Raw genomic sequence first — 18,452 nt, 5'->3', positions numbered from 1 at the left:
CCGCGAGCGCCCCGCCCCCGGACGCGCCGTATCCCGAACGACAACGCGGGTGGGGCGTAGCCTGGCCGCCATGACCACCGTGTTCTACGACGACCAGGGCCGCCCCGAGCCGCCCTTCGCCGCGGGCGAGGCCGCCACCCTGCTGGGCTTCCTCGACTTCCTGCGCGCCACGATCGAGTGGAAGACGGCGGACCTGGACACGGCCGCGCTGCACCGCCGCCTGCCGGGGCACCCGTCCGCGATGACGCTCGGCGGCCTGCTCAAGCACCTCGCGTTCGTCGAGTTCTGGTGGTTCGAGGCCGTCGCCCTCGGCGAGCCCACCTCGGAGCCCTGGGTGGGTGCGGACTTCGACGCGGACCCCGACTGGGACTGGAACAGCGCGGCGCAGGACTCCGCGGCGGACCTGCGCGCCCTCTGGCAGGGCCAGGTGGAGCGGTCCCGGCAGATCGTGGTGGACCTGCTCGCGGCGGACGGCGACGACGGCGCCGCGGCCCTGGCCCGCGCCCACCGGATCCGGGAGGGGCGGGACCCGGCCTCGCTGCGGTGGATCCTCACCCACATGATCGAGGAGTACGGCCGCCACGCCGGCCACGCCGACCTGCTGCGCGAGGGGATCGACGGCCAGGCCGGCGAGTGAGCCCGCCCCACCCGCAGTGCCGCCCACGGTCGCACCCGGGTTCATCCCCACGTCGGATGCCCGGCCCCGCGCCGGCTGGGTAGATTCTGTGCCATGGCCTCCCCCTCCCCTGCGTCCGCGCACCCGTCCGCCCCCGAGAGCGGGACGGGCCTGGGGTTCACCGGCGCGGCGGGGATCACCGGGCTCACCGCCGCCGAGGTCGCCGAGCGGGAGGCCGCGGGCCTGGTCAACGTCCAGTCGCGGGACACGTCCCGCTCGCTGGGGCAGATCCTGCGCGTGCACGTGTTCACCCTGTTCAACCTGGCGATCGCGCTGTGCGCCGTCGTCGTGATCCTGATGGGCCGCTGGCTGGACCTGCTGTTCTCGCTGGCGGCCGTGGCCAACGTGGTGATCGGCGTGGTCCAGGAGTACTCGGCCAAACGGAAGCTGGACCGGATCGCGCTGCTGCACCAGGACGACGTCCTCGTCATCCGGGACGGGGCGCGCGTGCCCCTGCCGATGGCGCGGATCGTGCGGGACGACGTCGTGGTGCTGCGCCGCGGCGACCAGGTGCCCGTGGACGGCGAGGTCCTCGTCTCGGACGGCCTGGACATGGACGAGGCGCTGCTCACCGGCGAGAACGACCCCGTGCCCAAGACCCCCGGGGACGCCGTGCTCTCGGGCTCGGCCGTCGTGGCCGGCGCGGGCCTGGTGCGCGCGACGGCGGTGGGCTCGGCCTCGCACGCGGCCCGGCTCAGCGCCGAGGCCCGCCGCTACTCCGCCATCCGCTCGGAGCTGCGCGGCGCCCTGGAGAAGGTGGCCCGCTGGCTGACGATCGCCCTGGTGCCGATCATCGCGGTGATCGTGCACGGCCAGATGACGGCGGTCGGCGGCTGGTCCCACGCCCTGTCCCAGCCGCGCGAGGCCGCCCTGGAGCCCGCGCTGATCGCGTCCGTGGCGGCGGTGACCAGCATGATCCCGCAGGGCCTGGCGCTCATGACGACCATCGCGTTCGCCGTGTCCGCGCTCAAGCTGGCCCAGCAGGAGGTCCTCATCCAGGAGCAGCCCGCCGTGGAGGTCCTGGCCCGCGTGGACACCGTCTGCCTGGACAAGACCGGCACCCTCACCGAGGGCGGCGTCCGGTTCGACCGGCTCACCGCGCCCGCCTCGGCGGACGCGTCCCCGGACGCCCACGACGACGGCGCCCCGGCCGAGGTCGGCGACGGGGCTCGGGCCGTGCTCGCCTGGTTCGGCGCTGACCCGGACGTGAACCCCACCGCGGCGGCCCTGCGCGAGCCCTTCACGGCCGTCCCGGCCGTGGACCCCGCGGCCCAGGTGGCGTTCTCCTCCGCGCGCCGGTGGTCGGCGGTCGCGTTCGGCCCCGAGGCCGGGGCCGCGGCCGGCACGTGGCTGCTCGGCGCACCCGAGGCCCTCGTGGACGAGCGGCTCCTCGGCCCCGAGGCCGCCGAGGCCGTCCGCGCCCAGGTCCACGCCGACGCGGACGCCGGTCGCCGCGTGCTGCTGCTGGCCCGCACGGACGAGCCCCTGATCGGGGATGCGCTGCCCGCCGGAGGCGTCCCGGTCGCCGTCGTGACGTTCCGCGAGAATGTGCGCCCGGACGCCGCCGAGACCCTCGACTACTTCCACGCGCAGGGCGTGCGGACCGTGGTGATCTCCGGGGACAGCCCGCGCACCGTGGCCGCCGTGGCCCGCGAGGTGGGCCTCGAGGTGGCGGGTCAGGCCTACGACGGGCGCACCCTGCCGGACGAGCCCGGGGAGCTCGCCGCCGTGATGGCGGAGCACAGCGTGTTCGGCCGCGTCAGCCCGGACCAGAAGAAGGCGATGGTCCAGGCACTGCAGTCCCGCGGGCACGTGGTGGCCATGACCGGCGACGGCGTGAACGACGCCCTGGCCCTGAAGACCGCGGACCTGGGCATCGCCATGGGCAACGCCGCCCCGGCCACCAAGGCGGTGTCCCGGATGGTGCTGCTGGACGGGCGCTTCGACCGCCTGCCGCGCGTGCTCGGCGAGGGCCGCCAGGTGATCGCGAACATGGAGCGGCTCGCCCACATCTACCTGACGAAGACGACGTACGCGCTGCTGTTCGGCGTGGTGTTCTCCCTGTTCGCGTGGCAGTTCCCACTGCTGCCGCGGCAGGCCTCCACGGTGGACTTCATCATGATCGGCGCGCCCACGTTCTTCCTCGCCCTGCTGCCGAACCCGCGCCGCTACGTGCCCGGGTTCCTGGGGCGGGCCCTGCGGTTCGCGATCCCCTCCGGCGCGGTGATCCTGCTGTCCATGGTGGCGTTGCAGACGTACGTGCGCCTCACCGCCGGCGACGTCGACCTGGCCCGCCAGCAGGCCGCATTCATGATCACCCTGACCCTGCTGGGCCTGTGGGTGCTCAGCGTGATGTCCCGGCCGCTGAGCGCGCGCGTGGTGGTCCTCATCCTGGCGATGTACGCGGTGCTGGCCGCCGTCGTGCTGGTGCCGGTCTCCCGCTGGTACCACCAGATGGAGGTCCCGCCCACGGACGTGCTCGTGGCCGCGCTGGTGATCGCCGCGCTCGGGTGCGGGCTGATCGAGCTGATCCACCAGGTGCACCGCCGCCACGTGGCGCGGGTGCTGACCGCCGCGGGGGCGTGAGGGCGGGGCGGGCCGTGAGGGCGGCCCGCAGGACCGGCCCCGCCGTCAGCGGCGGGCGCGCGCCCAGTCCGCCCAGCCCAGCGCCGCGATCAACACGGCGAGGCCGCCCACCACCCAGGTCTGCGGCGCGGCGGCCCCGCCCTCGGCGGCGGCCGGCAGGACGGCCACCCCGGCGAAGGCGGCGCAGAGGACGGACTGCAGCACGGGTGCCCGCAGCCTCCCGACGACGTCGGCCCGGTCTGGGCCGGCGCCCGCGGCGGCGTGCCACGCCCGGGCCCGCCCGCGCAGGGCGAGGTGCGTCCGCACCGCGGCGGCGGTGAGGGCGAGGCCCACGAGCAGGACCGCCCACACCGGCACCGAGCCCAGCGGCGCCCGACCGGCCCGGTCCAGCGCCCACAGCGGCAGGCCCGCCACGAACCCCGCCGTGAGGACACCGCCGAGGGCCGCGCCCCAGCCGCCGGTCACCCGGGCCAGGCCCGCCCTCGCGAGGAGCCCCGCCACGAGCGCCGCGGCCACCAGCACGGGGGCCGCGAGCAGCAGGGCGGTGAGCGTGAGCTCGCCATGCCCTTCCGCGGCCGCCGACGCGGCCGTCACCAGCGCGCACGCGGCGGCCGCGGCCAGGGCCAGGGCGGGCAGCGCCCACGGGCTCGCGGTGCCCGCCACCTGGGCACGGGACAGGTGCGGCGGCTCACCGGTCGCGTCCGCCGGGGGCGCAGACGCCGTGCCCCATCCTGCCCCGCGACCGCGCGCGTACCGCCACCAGCCGCCGGCGGCGGCGGCCGTGAAGACCACCGCCCCCAGCACAGGGCCGGATCGCGTGGGGCCCGCCACGGGCCGGGCCGCCAGCTCCGCCACGACGAGGGCGAAGAGCACCGCCGCCGACGTGCTGAGCAACGGCAGGGCGTCGGTCCGGGCCACCGACCGCCGCTGGAACCGGGCCGCGTACGCGGCCGGGGCGCCGAACTCCTCCGCCAGGGACGCGTCGGCCGCGGCCGCGTGGGCGCGCGCCTCGCGCACGACGCCCCGCACCCGCGCGTCGGGCAGGCCCAGGTCCGCGCGGAGGACGCCGCCGAGTTCGGCCGCCCAGGCCTCGTCCGGCAGGTCGACGGCGAGGGCCGGCTCGACGGCGTCCCGGCGCGCGGCCCACGCGGTCAGGAGCCAGGCGAGGCCGTAGCCGGGGACGGCGAGGAGCAGCCAGGCGCGGTGCAGCACGGGCGCGCCGAGGTCCACGGTGGCCCAGGCCGCCGCGATCCCGCCGAACAGCAGGGCGGCCGTCGGCCAGGCCCGGGCGTGGGCGGCGGCCCGCGATCGGCGCCGGGCGGCGGCGTCCCAGACCCAGGCGCAGCACCACGTGGCCCCGGCGACGAGGCCCGGCAGCAGGAACAGCCGGCGGTCGAGCGGGAGGACCCACTCCTGCGCGGCGACCCCGCCGACGGCCAGGAGCAGCGCGAGCACGGCGGCATGGCCGAGGGCGCCGGGCAGGACGTCGCGGCCCCGGATCCGGCCGATCTCCTGCAGGAGCCGGCCCTCGTCCACGGCGTCCAGCCGCACCTGCGCCGCCCACGCCTCGGGCGCGCCGAGCAGCTGTTCGGGGGATTCCCCCGCCCGCGCGACGGCGGCGCACGCCTCGGCCAGCGCAGACGCGGCGGCGGCGTCCTCCACGCCGTCCGCCGTGAGGGCCTCGCGGGCACGCAGCGCCCAGTCCCGGTCCGCCGGGACGCCGCGGGCGTCCGCGAAGTCCAGCACGGCGCGGTGGACGCCGGGGGCGGTCACCGGCCCTCCTCGGCGGGCACGTCGGCACGGGCCCGACGCACCGCCGCCCGGTAGTCGCGCCACTCCCACACCAGCACGACGACGGCGACCAGCAGGTACGCGACGTCCCACGCGCTGAGCCGCTCCCCGGCCACCACGCCCGGAAGACGGGTGGCCAGGATGAGCACGACGAGCGCGGTGACCGCCCAGGCCCGCCGGCGGGGCGCGGCGACCCGGTCCTTCCGGAAGCCCGCGGCGTACGCCTCCGGGGAGCCGAGCTCCTCGGCCAGCGGGCGCCCGGCTGCGGCCCCGCGTGCCCGCGCGTCACGGACGATCTCGGCCACCCGCGCGTCGGGCAGGTCCTTGCGCAGCCGCAGGACGCCGGCGAGGCGGCGGGCCCAGGCGTCGTCGTCGAGGGCGGCGGGGGGCTCCCCCACGGGCCGGCGGGCCGCCGGGAGCAGCCGGTGCGCGAGCCAGGCGAGGGCCGCGCAGACCGGGGCGACGGCGAGCAGCCAGAGCGTGCTCCCGGTGAACAGGTGCGTCTGCGCGTTCACCTCGACGAGCCACCAGGCGAGCACCAGTACGAAGGCCAGGAGGGCGACGGCGGCCACCAGCGTGGCAGCCAGCCGCGGGACGCGGGCGAGGAGCCGCTCCCAGAGCACCATCACCGCCACCCCGGCCACACCCATGAGCACCGGGGACAGCAGCAGCCCCCACGTGTAGTCGGTGGTGAGCCCGTCGCGGAGCAGCCAGACCAGGCAGAACAGGACGGCGACGCCGGCGGCGACCGTGAAGCCGAGCACCGGCACATCGCGCCAGGTGGCGTCGGGTGTGGCGGGGTCGGGGTGGGGGCGGATGGTCGTCGGTCGGGTCCCTCCTGTGTGCTCCGTTGCGGATCCCTGTCGGCGACCCTACGGCCTGGTCGAGCGCATCTCCGCATCGGGCGCCCTCCCTCGTGCCGGCGTCGGCGTCGCTCTACCGTGGGGCCATGGACTCCACGCTCTTCACCCGTTCGGCCGACCGCGCCGCCCACGACGACGTCAACTTCCGCACCCGCAAGTGGGTCAAGCCGGAGGACCTCAACGCGAACAACACCCTCTTCGGCGGCTCGCTGCTGCGCTGGGTCGACGAGGAGGCGGCCATCTACGCGACCCTGCAGCTGGGCAACCCGCGGTGCGTGACGAAGCTGATCTCGGAGATCAACTTCCTGGCCTCGGCGAAGCAGGGCGACATGATCGAGATGGGCCTGCGCGCCACCGAGTTCGGGCGCACGTCCCTGAGCATGCGGGCGAAGGTGCGGAACATCGTGACCGGCGAGATGATCCTGACCATCGACAAGATCGTGTTCGTGTCCCTGGGCGAGGACGGCAAGCCCGTGCCCCACGGCTTCACCGAGATCACCTACGACCGCGACCGTCTGCCCCTGGACAACCCCCTCTGAGCCGGCCCGCCGCCCCCAACGCGGGAGGACGGGCGGCTCTAGTCGATGCCGCGGGCGGCCAGGGCGTCCCCGACGTCGTCGGCGTGCTTGAAGCTGAGCACCAGCAGCGGCAGCACCCAGGCCCACGGCGCCATCCGCACCCCCCGTGCGGCCTGTGCATGCCGGATCTGGGTGGCCAGGGCGCGCAGGTGGCCGATCGAGGAGAGCACCAGGCCCATCGCCAGGCCCACGCGGTCGGCGCGGAACCCCGCCCGCGCCAGGCGCGGCCCCGCCCACGGGATCCGCTCGACCGGACGCAGCACCGCCTCGGCCACCCCGGTCATGTCCGCGATCCGGGTGGTACGCGTCAACACCTGCGCGGTGAGCACGAGCCCGAGCACGCGCGCCACCATGAGTCCGGCGGCGAACGCGTCGGTGAAGATCCACTGCGCCGCGAACAGGACCACGTAGAACAGCCACAGAGCGCGCAGGTCGGAGGCGATCATCGCCGCACCGCGCCGCAGCCCGAAGCCCACGAGATACGCGGTCACGGCGCCCACGACGGCGGCGCCCGCGGTCCACAGGGACAGCGGCAGCAGGGTCAGGGCCAGCACCCACACCGCGAACAGGCCCGTCTTGAGGCCGGCGCGGGCGCGGTGCAGGGGCGAGTCGCCGTGGATGTACAGGGAGAGCATCAGCGCAGCTCCGCCGCCACGGCGTGGTCCAGGAAGCGCTCGTACGCCTCGACCACGTCCTCGGCCGGGCCGGTCCGCTCCACACGGCCGCCGTGGATCCACACGGCCTCGTCGCACGCACGGGCCAGCTCGAGGTCGTGGGTCACCAGCAGCAGCTGGAACCCGTCCGGGGCGGAGGGGTCTGCGGCCAGCAGCCGGTCGGCCACGATCCGCCGGTGCCGGCCGTCCAGCAGGGAGGTCGGCTCGTCGGCGATCACCAGGGACGGCCCGGCGGTCATCACCGAGCACATGGCCAGCCGCTGCGCCTGCCCCGAGGACAGGGACAGGCACGCCCGGTCCGCGAGCGCGGTGAGCCGGTGCTCCTGAAGCGCCGCGGCCACGCGCGCGGCGACGTCGTCCTGGGTCAGGCGGCGGCCGGCGTCGTCCCTGAGCGACTTCACGGTCAGCTCCACGTCCTCCCGGACGGTGGGCATGACCATCTGTGCGGCCGGGTTCGCGAACACGAAGCCGACGGTGCGGCGCAGCGCCTTCACGTCCCGGACGGCGTCCACCCCGTGCACGCTCACCTCCCCGGCGACGACGTCGGCCAGTCCGGCGATCGCGCGGGCCAGCGTGGACTTGCCGGAGCCGTTCTCCCCGATCACCGCCACGCGCGGGGCCGTGAGGGTGAGGTCCACGCCGTCGAGGAGCACGACGACGCCCTCGGGGCCGTCGGCCTCGACGCGGACGCCCGTGAGGGTGACGGAGCGGTCCGGGCTCATCGGAAGGCGCGGGGGTAGGCCTTCCACAGGCCGACGATGAGGATGACGGCCACGACGAGCTTGATCAGGTCACCGGGCACGAACGGGGCCATGGAGAGGACGGCGGCGCCGAACTCCATCCCGGCGAGCCCCACGAAGCCGAGCACGCCGAAGAAGTAGACCATCACGACGCCGCCGATCAGCCCGGCGACGGCCGCCCCGAGCGCGACCCGTCCGGCGCCGAGGCCGGGACGGGCCCGGGAGGTGAGGGCCCAGAAGATCAGGCCGACGATCAGCGCGGACGGGATCCAGCCGAGGATGAAGCCGGCCGTCGGGCCGGCGAACACGCCCAGGCCGCCGCGGCCACCGCTGAGCAGCGGCAGGCCGAGCGCCACGAGGCCGGCGAACAGCGCCATCGAGGCGGCCCCGCGCCACGGGCCGAGGATCACACCGGCCAGGATCACGGCGATGTTCTGCAGCACGATCGGGGCGGGCACACCGGCGACGGCGATCGGCGGCACCAGACCGAGGACGGCCATCAACGCGGTCATGACGGCGATGCGCGCGAGGCTGCCGCCGGCGGAACCGCGACGGGGGCGGCCGGCGTCGGTGGGGCGGTCCGCCGGCGTGGTGGCCGCGGGGCGGACGTGGCCGTCGTGGGACGAGGGCACGGAAGTGCTCATGGAGGGACTCCTGGTGCGGAAGCGAGTGCGAGGGGGCGCTCAGCCGAGGCGCTGGGCGCATGGCGAGTGCCCGACGAGTTGAACAGTGTTCAGGAGTCTACTGCAGGGGCGGAGGTGAGGGCGGCCGGGGTGCGCTCCCGGGCTGTCGAGATGCAGTGAAGATTTCAGAAACGCGCAAATATGTTTCATACGCCAGGAAGCGCCTGATGTCGAGATGCAGCGAAGATTTCACAAACGCGCAAATATGTTTCATACGACCACGAGCCACTTAGGTATTGACAGTTGAACCCTGTCCGGGTGCAGCTGTCGAGATGCAGCGAAGATTTCACAAACGCGCAAATATGTTTCATACGACCACGAGCCACTTAGGTATTGACAGTTGAACCCTGTCCGGGTGCAGCTCGTGGTTCTCCAGTCAGCCCGTGTGCGACGCTGACGCCATGAACCAGCCCTCCATGGCCACCCTGTCTTCGGGAAAAATCACCCTGCGTGACGCCCGTCGCGGGACCACACGGGATGTGGAACTGGAGCCCTTCGAGATGGCCGTGCACCCCCTCCGTGACCGGAGCACCGGACGCCCGCTCACGCCTCTGACATGGTTCGAGACCATCAACCTCTGCAACGAGCTATCCAATGCTGAAGAGCTGCAGCCGGCCTACACGCATGCTGGGGACGGACGCTCCGTCACCTGGAACACGAGCGCTGACGGGTACCGATTGCCCACCGAGGCCGAGTGGGAGTACGCCTGCCGCGCCGGAACGACCTCGCCCACCTACGGGCCGCTTGAAGACATCGCCTGGACCAGCCTCGACCACCTTGAGGGCCCCCAGCCCGTCGGCATGAAGAAAGCCAACCCGCACGGTCTGCACGACATGCTCGGCAACATCTGGGAATGGTGCTGGGACTACGCCGATCCCGCCCGCTACGGCGACTACCGCAGTCTGCGCGGGGGTGGCTGGGCGGATGAACCCTGGAGCGTGCGCGCCTCAGTGCGCCGGGGCAGCGCCCCGGACGCCGTCCTGGAGGACGTGGGACTCCGCCTGGCCCGGGGTCTGGTCGGCAGCCCGGGACAAGCTCAGGGCTGGTCCCATGAGGCAGACAGGCAACGAGCCGCCATCTGCGGGCCGCTTCCCGTGGGGTGGACACCCTTGCGGGAGATCTTCGCCTGAGAAGGGAACCGCCCAGCCTCATTCGGCGGAACGGAGCCGATCCGTCGGCAACGACAACATCACCGTCGCGGTGAGATCCGGCGCCTTGGCCACCGCCCTGTCATCGAGCCGCGGCGCCACTGTGACGGCCTCTCGTGAGAACTCCTGGATGCCCACGGGCACCCATGCGTCACCCTCGGTGCGAAGCAGCCACTGTTCGCCCAACGCCTGCAAACCGACGGTGTCAAGCAGTTCTTCGGCCTCGGTCGACTCCATGGGTTCACCGCATCGCCGACGCAGGAGGTCGTAGGGGATGAAGAGGCCTTCGTCGGTCATCTCGATGTACCCGACGTGCTCGCGGTCATCAGCGCGGAGGTGATCTAAAACAGTGGTCACGGTGACAGCCTAGAGTTGTCGACTCGATACCCCAGCCTGCTCCCCGCCCCAGCACGGCAGGGGCGTCCGGCCAGGCTCCCTCACACACCGGATCCCGCCCCCTCTCCGAACGGTTCACGGCGAGTCGCGTGCAGTCTTTGCTGCATCTCGACAACCCCGAGGGTGACGACGTCCTCCACGGGATCGGCCCGGCCACTGACTGTCCCCGTGCTGCTGCGCCCGCGCGCCTTCACCAGGGTCACCGTCAGAGACCCCTGCCTGGGGTCTCCGGCACCGCGCTTCCCGAGCGTTGACCCCACTCACTGACGGGTCTGGGCGCGAGTCGGTTTCGTACCAGTCTTCGCTGCCTTCGTCGATGCGGCAAGGCAGTCCACGGTTCTGATGAGCCGAGGGGTCACTACTCTCCGACGCGCAGCGCCAGAACCCAGCGGATCGCCCCGCAGCATCGGTGCACCACAAGGCACACCTCGGACGCTCCAACCATTGTTTGCAGCACTTGCGCAATGCAGCTCACACGATCGCCTCCCTCCTTGCGGAATACCTGACATGGGTATACGTTTGACTAGTACACGTACCCGGTAGGGGTACTCCCGACGTACAACCCGACATACAAGGAGGACACCTGATGGCTTCGAACGATTACCAGGTGACGGGCATGACCTGCGGCCACTGCGAGATGTCGATCCGCGAGGAGGTCAGCGAGATCCCCGGCGTCCAGGACATCCAAGTCAGCGCGCAGACCGGCAAGCTCAACGTCACCGCCGAGGGCGAGATCGACGACGCCAAGGTCCTCGCGGCGGTCGAGGAGGCCGGCTACTCGGCGGTGCGCGTCTGATGAAGGCCGGAGGACGGCTCGCGCTCTACGGGGCCGGGTTGGTGGTGGCGTTCGGCGGGGCCTTCGGCCTCGCCGGCGCCGTCATTCCCGATAGCTTCGCAGCAGCATGGGCAGAAGGAAGCGGCGTGAACGCACACGGTGAAGGGCACGGCGACGCTGCGCAGGAAACCGCGGAGCCCGCTCTGAACGGGGTCTCCGCAAGCGCGGACGGCTTCGTGCTCTCTCCGGTCCAGGCCCCCACGGCCGCAGGCGAGGATGGAGACCTGAGCTTCCAGATCCTCGACGAGTCCGGCGAACCGGTGACCGAATACACCACCGCGCACGAGAAGGACCTGCACCTGATCGCCGTGCGCACCGACGGCGCCGGCTTCCAGCACGTGCACCCCGAACTCGACACGAGCACAGGCACCTGGTCGGTGCCGTGGACCTGGGACGAGGCGGGCACCTACCGCGTGTACGCCGACTTCACACCCGCGGGCGAGGAAGCCGAAGGCATCACTCTCACCCGCGCAATCGAGGTCGCGGGCGACTTCACCCCTGTCGAGACCGAGGCGCAGCCCACCGACGAGGTCGACGGATACACCGTCTCCCTCAACGGCGACCTCACTGCGGGCACCTCAAGCGAGCTCACCATCTCGGTCGAGCGTGACGGTCAGCCGGTGACCACGCTGGAGCCTTACCTGGGCGCGTTCGGCCACTTAGTGGCGCTGCGCGAGGGTGACCTCGCCTACCTGCACGTCCACGCCGAGGGCGACCAGCCCCAGGCCGGGGACACGGCCGGACCCGACATCGGATTCGCAGCGGAGGCCCCGACCGCCGACCGTTACCTGCTCTACCTGGACTTCCAGGTCGACGGGCAGGTGCACACCGCCGAGTTCGTGATCGACGCCGAGCATGGTGACGGCACGAAGACAGACGATTCGCATTCCGACGGCCACTGACCCGCAGGGCCCGGCGTCGCACGAGAGCTGAGAAAGAAGGAAGAGGATGAGCACATCAGCGCCCCCAACGGGTGGGCCGGACATCGAGTTGGAGATCGGCGGGATGACCTGCGCCTCCTGCGCGAACCGGATCGAGAAGAAGCTGAACAAGCTCGATGGCGTCGCGGCCACCGTCAACTACGCCACTGAGAAGGCTAAGGTCACCGTGCCTGCCGGCTACGATCCGTCACTGCTGGTCGCCGAGGTCGAGAAGACCGGGTACACGGCCGCACTGCCCAAGCCCAAGGACACTACGGCGAACATGTCGGAGACCGAGGCCGGGGAGGAGGAAGACAGTGAGCTCACCTCGCTGCGGCATCGGCTGATCGGCGCGATCGTGCTCACTGTTCCCGTGATCGCGATGGCGATGATCCCCGCGCTGCAGTTCACGTATTGGCAGTGGGCCTCACTCGCCCTGGCCGCACCGGTGATCATCTGGGGAGCTTGGCCGTTCCACAAGGCGGCGTGGACGAACCTCAAGCACGGTGCGGCGACGATGGACACGCTCATCTCGATGGGTACCTCCGTCGCGCTGCTGTGGTCGCTCTATGCGCTCTTCCTCGGCACTGCCGGCACTCCCGGCATGACGCACCCCTTCGAGTTCACGATCGCTCCGTCGGATGGCGCGGCGAACATTTATCTCGAAGTCGGCGCGGGCGTGACGATGTTCATCCTCGCCGGCCGCTACTTCGAGAAGCGATCCAAGCGCCAGGCCGGGGCCGCGCTGCGCGCCCTCCTGGAGTTGGGCGCGAAGGAAGTCGCCGTACTCCGCGACGGCGTAGAGGTGAAGATCCCCACCTCTGAGCTGGCGGTCGGCGACGAGTTCATCGTCCGTCCAGGCGAGAAGATCGCCACCGACGGTCTCGTGACCTCCGGCTCCTCCGCGGTGGACGCCTCGATGCTCACCGGCGAGTCCGTGCCGGTCGAGGTCCGCGAGGGCGACTCGGTCACCGGTGCCACCGTCAACGCCGGCGGCCGCCTGGTCGTGCGGGCGACTCGTGTGGGTTCGGACACACAGCTCGCACAGATGGCGAAGCTCGTCGAGGACGCGCAGACCGGCAAGGCCGAGGTGCAGCGTCTGGCCGATCGTATCTCCGGCATCTTCGTGCCGATCGTCATCGTCGTCGCGTTCATCACCCTCGGCGCCTGGCTGGGAGGCGGGTTCCCCGTCGCTGCCGCGTTCACCGCAGCGGTCGCTGTGCTCGTCATCGCCTGCCCCTGCGCGCTGGGTCTGGCGACCCCGACCGCGTTGCTCGTCGGCACCGGGCGCGGTGCGCAGATGGGCGTCCTCATCAAGGGCCCGGAGGTGCTGGAGTCCACTCGCAAGGTCGACACCGTCGTGCTCGATAAGACCGGCACCGTCACCAGCGGCAAGATGACTCTGACCGACGTGATCACTGAGCCCGGTGTGGATCGTGCGGAGCTGCTGCGTTTCGCCGGTGCACTGGAAGACTCTTCGGAGCATCCGATTGCGCAGGCGATCGCCAAGGGCGCGACCCAGGAAGTCGGCCAGCTGCCTACTCCAGAGGACTTCGCCAATGTCGAGGGCAAGGGCGTGCAGGGCATCGTCGAGGGGACCCCGGTCGTCGTCGGCCGCGAGTCTCTGCTGGCGGACTGGTCGCAGAAGCTCTCTCCGGAGGTCGCACAGGCGAAGGCCCAGGCCGAGGGCGAGGGCAAGACGGTCGTCGCGATCGGCTGGGACGGTGCTGCGCGCGGCATCCTCGTCGTCGCCGACACCGTCAAGCCCACGAGCGCCGAGGCGATCCGCGGGCTCAAGGAGATCGGCCTGACCCCGGTGCTGCTCACCGGTGACAACGAGGCCGTGGCCCGCCAGATCGCGTCCGAGGTCGGCATCGACGAGGTCATCGCCGAAGTGCTACCCAAGGACAAGGTCGACGTCGTCACTCGCCTCCAGGAAGAGGGCAAGATCGTCGCGATGGTCGGCGACGGCGTCAACGACGCCCCCGCGCTCGCGCAGGCTGATCTGGGCCTGGCGATGGGCACCGGCACGGACGTCGCGATCGAGGCCTCCGACATCACGCTCGTGCGCGGTGACCTGCGGGCCGCCGTCGACGCGATCCGCCTGTCCAGGAAGACCCTGTCGACGATCAAGACCAACCTGTTCTGGGCATTCGCCTACAACACCGCCGCGATCCCGGTCGCTGCGCTCGGCATGCTCAACCCCATGCTCGCAGGTGCGGCGATGGCGTTCTCCAGCGTCTTCGTCGTCGGCAACAGCCTCCGCCTGCGCGGGTTCACGAGCGTCGCCTCGAAGTGACGTACGAGAACCCACCCATCCACACGAATCCAATAACGAAGGAACACCAGAGAATGAGCAGCTGCTGCAGCACGAACGAGACCAACCCGGCCGTGGAGAACGGTGGACGCGAGAACCTTCTTGGCGGGGGCGCCGATGACATGACCACCTGCCCGGTCATGGTCGGCACCCCGGTCAGCAAGAAGACCGCCGAGGCCGCCGGCCTCTACCGCGACTTCGAGGATGAGCGCTACTACTTCTGCTGCGCTGGCTGTGGGCCCGCGTTCGATTCGGACCCAGCCAAGTACGCCGCCAACATGGCGTAATCCACCAGCGTGCGGGGTGCCGCGGCACCGCTGCGGCACCCCGCCACCTGATCGGAGCGAACCGACATGACCACTACGACTCCCACCACCGAAACCCACCTCGACACCTGCCCCGCAGGAGGCGACGGCGACGCGTCCGTCCACGGATACATCAGCGATAAGACGAAGTACCGCAATCGCCTGCGCCGCCTCGAAGGCCAAATCCGCGGCATCGATCGGATGGTCGACGAGGACCGCTACTGCATCGACATCCTCACCCAGATCTCCGCAGTCACCAGGGCACTCGAAAACGTCGCCCTCGGCCTGCTCGACGATCACCTCAAGCATTGCGTCCTCGACGCCGCACTCGCCGGCGGACCAGTGAGCGAGCAGAGGCTCGGCGAGGCGTCCGAGGCCATCGCCCGCCTCGTGCGCTCCTGACGCCGGCGCATCAGTTCGATCACGACCAGCATCCAGGAGTTCTTCTATGACCCCACAGCACGTCCTCATCCTCGGATCGGGAGCAGCCGGGGCCGCAGCCGCCCGCACTCTCGCCTCACGCGACGATGTCCGGGTGACGCTGGTGACCCGCACCGGGGAGACGCCCTATACGCGGATGCTCATCAAGGGAATCGCGTTCGGTCAGACACCGCCGGAGATGATCAAGCTCCCGCTGCCTCAGATCGAGGTCATCGCCGACACCGTGCTCAAAGTCGATACCTCGGCGAAGCAGGTCCAGCTGACCTCCGGCGCACAAGTCTCCTACGACGCGCTCATCGTCGCGACCGGGAGCATGCCCCGCTCCCTGCCCGCTGACGTGTTCGGCGGCGACGACGCCGGACAAGGGCGGGTCACCGCTCTTCACTCCGTGGAGGATGCCCTGGGCATCCGAAAGCTGCTGACCGGACTGGGGCGACCCGCGCGGGTAGCGATCTACGGCGGTGGAATCATCGCAGCCGAGACAGCCTCGTCTCTGCAAGCCGACGGACACATGGTCACGCTGGTCTCCCGCAGTTCAGTTCCCGGCGTCGGAGCGTTTGGGGCGCCCGTGGCTGAGCGCCTCGCCGCCGACCATGCCGCCAAGGTGCAGGCCCGATTCGGTCGCACTCTCCAGCATGTCGACGAAACAGAATCCGGTGTCACCATCACCCTCAACGACGGAAATCCCGTCGTGGCTGACTTCCTTCTCCTCGCGCTCGGCACGACGCCCGCAGCCCCGTCACCGTGGACGAACGGTATCGACGTCGACGATCACCTCCGCGCCGCGGCAGACCACGTCTACGCAGCCGGAGGCGTGGCCACGCACCACGACGAAGCACTGGACGCCTGGCGCATCGACCATTGGGAAGACGCCGCCGCACAGGGTGCGCATGCCGCGCGGGCCGCATTGCACGACCTCGGCGTTAGCGACGATCCGGGCGCCTACCTGCCACGCAGCCCTTACATGGCAATGGTCTACGGTCAGATGATCTCCGGAGTCGGGTACACAGCCGGCGCAGACGCCCACCTGGAAGCGGGTGAGGAGTTCATCGTCCGCCACGAGATCGACGGCATCGTCGTCGGCGTCACTGGCATCGACGCAGTCGGCACCGTCTACCAGTGGGGGCAGCAGCTCCACGGCGTGCGGGCATAGGCAATGGCGGGAGACTGTATTAGGCAGATCCCACGGTGGGGCTTCGTGCTCTCGCTGGCAGCGACCATTCTCATGATGGCCGCTGCCAGCGCGCCGTCCTTGTTCTATCCCCAGATCGCCGAACGGCTCGGACTCATCCCCGTCGCCACCACACTCGTGTTCGCGGTCTACACCTTCACCCTCCTGGCCGCGCTGCTCTACCTCGGACCACTCTCCGACCACGTCGGCCGACGTCCGGTCGTGGCCGCCGGTTCTTTGGCGCTGGCGCTGAGCGTGGCCATGTTCTGGTTCGCCGGTAGCCTCGCGGCGCTCCTGGTCGCCCGAGCCTTGCAAGGGCTCGCAGCGGGTCTGCTGATCCCGGCGCTGTCGGCGATGATGATCGACTTCGAGTCCCCGTCACATCGGAACATCGCAGCCCTGTGGAACACGATCGGCCCGATGATTGGCCTTGGGGCCGGGGCTCTCGGTGCTGCACTTCTCCTCGATCTCACCTCCGAACCGACAACTGCCGTCTTCGGGTCGCTCGTGCTTGCCTTCCTCATCGTGGCAACGGTCGTGTGGAGCACACCGGAACTGGTCCCGAAGACCCAGATACGACGTGGCGACCTCCGTCCGCGGTTCACCGTGCCACCGCACCTGCGCCGCATGTTCACCGCCGGAGTGCCCGTGATCATCGCCGGGTGGGCGACCAACGGGCTTTTCCTCGCGCTCGGAGCCGACCTCGTCGGCAGTGAGCTTGGGGGCTCCACGCACACCCAAGCTGGGATCGTCATCTTCGCACTGGCGATCTCCGGAGTCACCGCCTCGTCCGTCCTACAGCGGCGTTCCGCCCGCACCATCAGCCTGTATGCGACCAGTGCCCTGGCGTTCGGCACCGCAGTGAGCATCGGCGCCCTCGCACTCGGTTCCTACTCAGCCTATGTCGCCTCGGTCGCGATCGTCGGTTCCGGGTTCGGCACAGCGTTCCTCGGGGTACTGCGCACACTCATGCCCCACACGGCATCGTCGGAACGCGCCGCCGTGATGGCTGTGATCTACACAGTTGCCTACCTGGCATTCGGCGTGCCCACCATCGTCGCCGGATTGCTCGTGCCGGTGCTCACCCTGTCGGGGACGATGACGATCCTCGGTGCGATCATCATCGCCCTCAGCCTCGTCGCCACCGTCCTGCGCCTGCGCATCCCGCACCCGGCCGCAGGCCCGGCAGAGACTGACGACTTCCCCGAGCCTCCCACCGGCTCTCACCGCCGATCCGCACCCGACCGAGAGGAGCAGCCATGACCTACGTGATCGCGCTTCCCTGCGTGGACGTCAAGGACCGCGCCTGCATCGACGAATGTCCTGTCGACTGCATCTACGAGGGCGAACGCTCGCTCTACATCCACCCCGACGAATGCGTCGACTGCGGAGCCTGCGAACCGGTCTGCCCCGTCGAGGCCATCTACTACGAAGACGACCTGCCCGACGAATGGTCTGACTACTACAAGGCCAACGTCGAGTTCTTCGACGAGTTGGGTTCTCCCGGAGGAGCCGCGAAGATCGGACCGACGGGCTTCGACCATCCCCTCATCGCCGCATTGCCCATCCAACACGAGCAGACCCTCTGAGAAGGGGTTTCCGATTGATCCATACCGACACAACACACAAGTCTTGACTAGTACCCCCTAGGGGTATAGGGTAGGCATATTGATGAAAGGAAATGACATGCAGAGGAGACTGCGAACAGGACTGGCAGCGGGAGCGCTCGGAGTGGCGCTCGTGCTCGCCGGTTGCGCCAGCGGAGCAGACGACGACCAGCAGACCGACCCTTCGGCTACTGAGGAGCATCAGGGCCACGGCGGCAACAACGCAGAAAGCGGTGATGAGGAGATGGAGCACCCGATGGACGGCGGACCGGCACCCGAGGGTATCGCCGAAGCCAGTGAGCCCACCTACCCTGTCGGTACCGAGGTGCAGCTCACGGCCGACCACATGGAAGGCATGGAAGGGGCTACAGCAACGATTTCCGGCGCATTCGACACGTACACGTACTCCGTGAACTACACGCCCGCAGGTGGCGGCGACCCCGTCACTGATCACAAGTGGGTCGTGCAGGAAGAAATTGAGGATGCCGGCGACGAGCGTCTGGCCGACGGCACAGAGGTGACTCTGCTCGCCGAGCACATGGAAGGCATGGAAGGCGTAAAGGCCACCATCGCTTCGTCCACCGATGAGACGGTCTACATGGTCGACTACGAGACGGACGGCATGAAGATGACGAACCACAAGTGGGTCGTCGAGAGCGAGATCCAACCAGCGTCCTGAGCCGACGTTCGCTTGCCCGGCCACCGGGTGAGCGGCAATCGG

At 70.6% G+C, this 18,452-nt stretch carries 19 protein-coding genes; 13 read left to right on the top strand and 6 right to left on the bottom strand.

The genetic code is table 11. From position 1 onward, the window contains the following. Positions 1–70: 70 nt before the first annotated feature. A complete protein-coding gene (locus AC0VX4_RS01000) occupies positions 71–637 on the top strand; it encodes a DinB family protein (protein ID WP_060775419.1) in 567 nt (188 codons plus the stop codon). 93 nt (positions 638–730) lie between these two features. Further along, entirely contained in the window at positions 731–3,262 is a 2,532-nt protein-coding gene (locus AC0VX4_RS00995; protein WP_060775418.1) for an HAD-IC family P-type ATPase, read from the top strand. A 45-nt stretch (positions 3,263–3,307) separates the two neighbouring features. On the opposite strand, the gene AC0VX4_RS00990 is transcribed toward AC0VX4_RS00995, so the two are convergent. Then, the gene (locus AC0VX4_RS00990) at positions 3,308–5,035 is read right to left on the bottom strand and encodes a hypothetical protein (protein WP_145032609.1); all 1,728 of its coding nucleotides are present in this window, start codon (positions 5,033–5,035) and stop codon (positions 3,308–3,310) included. After that, positions 5,032–5,817: a hypothetical protein gene (locus AC0VX4_RS00985; protein ID WP_145032606.1), complete on the bottom strand. Its 786-nt coding sequence runs from the start codon at positions 5,815–5,817 to the stop codon at positions 5,032–5,034. The genes AC0VX4_RS00990 and AC0VX4_RS00985 overlap by 4 nt, the downstream gene beginning before the upstream one ends. 185 nt (positions 5,818–6,002) lie before the next feature. Between AC0VX4_RS00985 and AC0VX4_RS00980 the strand changes: the two genes are divergently transcribed. Then, on the top strand, positions 6,003–6,455 hold the full coding sequence (locus tag AC0VX4_RS00980; RefSeq protein ID WP_051050163.1) for an acyl-CoA thioesterase: 453 nt from the start codon (positions 6,003–6,005) through the stop codon (positions 6,453–6,455). A gap of 38 nt (positions 6,456–6,493) precedes the next feature. Here the strand turns inward: AC0VX4_RS00980 and AC0VX4_RS00975 are convergent, their stop codons facing one another. From AC0VX4_RS00975 to AC0VX4_RS00965, 3 genes are read right to left on the bottom strand one after another with little or no spacing between them, the layout of a single operon-like run. Next, the gene (locus AC0VX4_RS00975) at positions 6,494–7,129 is read right to left on the bottom strand and encodes an energy-coupling factor transporter transmembrane component T family protein (protein WP_145032603.1); all 636 of its coding nucleotides are present in this window, start codon (positions 7,127–7,129) and stop codon (positions 6,494–6,496) included. Beyond that, a complete protein-coding gene (locus AC0VX4_RS00970) occupies positions 7,129–7,890 on the bottom strand; it encodes an energy-coupling factor ABC transporter ATP-binding protein (protein ID WP_049147549.1) in 762 nt (253 codons plus the stop codon). Before AC0VX4_RS00970 ends, AC0VX4_RS00975 begins: the two co-directional genes overlap by 1 nt. Then, complete coding sequence (locus tag AC0VX4_RS00965) at positions 7,887–8,552, bottom strand: biotin transporter BioY (RefSeq protein ID WP_145032600.1); 666 nt, start codon at positions 8,550–8,552, stop codon at positions 7,887–7,889. Before AC0VX4_RS00965 ends, AC0VX4_RS00970 begins: the two co-directional genes overlap by 4 nt. Before the next feature lie 440 nt (positions 8,553–8,992). Here AC0VX4_RS00965 and AC0VX4_RS00960 point away from each other — a divergent pair, with 440 nt between their 5' ends. Next, the gene (locus AC0VX4_RS00960; protein WP_223246359.1) at positions 8,993–9,721 is read left to right on the top strand and encodes a formylglycine-generating enzyme family protein; all 729 of its coding nucleotides are present in this window, start codon (positions 8,993–8,995) and stop codon (positions 9,719–9,721) included. Positions 9,722–9,739: 18 nt separating this feature from the next. Here the strand turns inward: AC0VX4_RS00960 and AC0VX4_RS00955 are convergent, their stop codons facing one another. Beyond that, positions 9,740–10,096, bottom strand: a complete 357-nt coding sequence (locus tag AC0VX4_RS00955; RefSeq protein ID WP_061873204.1) for a hypothetical protein — start codon at positions 10,094–10,096, stop codon at positions 9,740–9,742. Between the two features lie 625 nt (positions 10,097–10,721). On the opposite strand from AC0VX4_RS00955, the gene AC0VX4_RS00950 reads away from it, so the two are divergent. The 9 genes from AC0VX4_RS00950 (at position 10,722) to AC0VX4_RS00910 (ending at position 18,410) form a co-directional block, all read left to right on the top strand. After that, the gene (locus tag AC0VX4_RS00950) at positions 10,722–10,931 is read left to right on the top strand and encodes a heavy-metal-associated domain-containing protein (protein ID WP_006213359.1); all 210 of its coding nucleotides are present in this window, start codon (positions 10,722–10,724) and stop codon (positions 10,929–10,931) included. A gap of 125 nt (positions 10,932–11,056) precedes the next feature. Beyond that, a complete protein-coding gene (locus AC0VX4_RS00945; RefSeq protein ID WP_081304908.1) occupies positions 11,057–11,872 on the top strand; it encodes a hypothetical protein in 816 nt (271 codons plus the stop codon). 46 nt (positions 11,873–11,918) lie between these two features. Beyond that, positions 11,919–14,189 (top strand): heavy metal translocating P-type ATPase, encoded by a 2,271-nt coding sequence (locus tag AC0VX4_RS00940; protein ID WP_167560393.1) that lies wholly within the window; start codon positions 11,919–11,921, stop codon positions 14,187–14,189. A gap of 53 nt (positions 14,190–14,242) precedes the next feature. Next, complete coding sequence (locus AC0VX4_RS00935) at positions 14,243–14,494, top strand: YHS domain-containing protein (RefSeq protein WP_006213356.1); 252 nt, start codon at positions 14,243–14,245, stop codon at positions 14,492–14,494. A 66-nt stretch (positions 14,495–14,560) separates the two neighbouring features. After that, positions 14,561–14,914, top strand: coding sequence for a metal-sensitive transcriptional regulator (locus AC0VX4_RS00930; RefSeq protein ID WP_006214162.1), 354 nt, complete (start codon positions 14,561–14,563; stop codon positions 14,912–14,914). A 46-nt stretch (positions 14,915–14,960) separates the two neighbouring features. After that, positions 14,961–16,106 (top strand): FAD-dependent oxidoreductase, encoded by a 1,146-nt coding sequence (locus AC0VX4_RS00925; protein ID WP_475464334.1) that lies wholly within the window; start codon positions 14,961–14,963, stop codon positions 16,104–16,106. A 45-nt stretch (positions 16,107–16,151) separates the two neighbouring features. After that, positions 16,152–17,387, top strand: a complete 1,236-nt coding sequence (locus AC0VX4_RS00920; protein ID WP_475464335.1) for an MFS transporter — start codon at positions 16,152–16,154, stop codon at positions 17,385–17,387. Next, a complete protein-coding gene (gene fdxA / locus AC0VX4_RS00915) occupies positions 17,384–17,713 on the top strand; it encodes a ferredoxin (RefSeq protein WP_006214165.1) in 330 nt (109 codons plus the stop codon). The genes AC0VX4_RS00920 and fdxA overlap by 4 nt, the downstream gene beginning before the upstream one ends. Before the next feature lie 97 nt (positions 17,714–17,810). Beyond that, entirely contained in the window at positions 17,811–18,410 is a 600-nt protein-coding gene (locus AC0VX4_RS00910) for a YdhK family protein (protein WP_158493366.1), read from the top strand. The last annotated feature ends 42 nt before the right edge of the window (positions 18,411–18,452 follow it).

The sequence above is a fragment of the Micrococcus sp. 63XJN7_8_ISO-PGPR-S23-253 genome (assembly GCF_056173425.1).
This window is presented reverse-complemented; position numbering and strand designations above follow the sequence as displayed.

Bases quoted from the DNA above. Each gene is read 5' to 3' on its own strand.
- AC0VX4_RS01000 (WP_060775419.1), top strand. From the start codon at position 71: ATGACCACCGTGTTCTACGACGACCAGGGCCGCCCCGAGCCGCCCTTC.
- AC0VX4_RS00975 (WP_145032603.1), bottom strand. From the start codon at position 7,129: ATGCTCTCCCTGTACATCCACGGCGACTCGCCCCTGCACCGCGCCCGC.
- AC0VX4_RS00940 (WP_167560393.1), top strand. From the start codon at position 11,919: ATGAGCACATCAGCGCCCCCAACGGGTGGGCCGGACATCGAGTTGGAG.
- AC0VX4_RS00960 (WP_223246359.1), top strand. From the start codon at position 8,993: ATGAACCAGCCCTCCATGGCCACCCTGTCTTCGGGAAAAATCACCCTG.
- AC0VX4_RS00965 (WP_145032600.1), bottom strand. From the start codon at position 8,552: ATGAGCACTTCCGTGCCCTCGTCCCACGACGGCCACGTCCGCCCCGCG.
- fdxA (WP_006214165.1), top strand. From the start codon at position 17,384: ATGACCTACGTGATCGCGCTTCCCTGCGTGGACGTCAAGGACCGCGCC.
- AC0VX4_RS00970 (WP_049147549.1), bottom strand. From the start codon at position 7,890: ATGAGCCCGGACCGCTCCGTCACCCTCACGGGCGTCCGCGTCGAGGCC.
- AC0VX4_RS00995 (WP_060775418.1), top strand. From the start codon at position 731: ATGGCCTCCCCCTCCCCTGCGTCCGCGCACCCGTCCGCCCCCGAGAGC.
- AC0VX4_RS00925 (WP_475464334.1), top strand. From the start codon at position 14,961: ATGACCCCACAGCACGTCCTCATCCTCGGATCGGGAGCAGCCGGGGCC.
- AC0VX4_RS00910 (WP_158493366.1), top strand. From the start codon at position 17,811: ATGCAGAGGAGACTGCGAACAGGACTGGCAGCGGGAGCGCTCGGAGTG.
- AC0VX4_RS00930 (WP_006214162.1), top strand. From the start codon at position 14,561: ATGACCACTACGACTCCCACCACCGAAACCCACCTCGACACCTGCCCC.
- AC0VX4_RS00980 (WP_051050163.1), top strand. From the start codon at position 6,003: ATGGACTCCACGCTCTTCACCCGTTCGGCCGACCGCGCCGCCCACGAC.
- AC0VX4_RS00935 (WP_006213356.1), top strand. From the start codon at position 14,243: ATGAGCAGCTGCTGCAGCACGAACGAGACCAACCCGGCCGTGGAGAAC.
- AC0VX4_RS00950 (WP_006213359.1), top strand. From the start codon at position 10,722: ATGGCTTCGAACGATTACCAGGTGACGGGCATGACCTGCGGCCACTGC.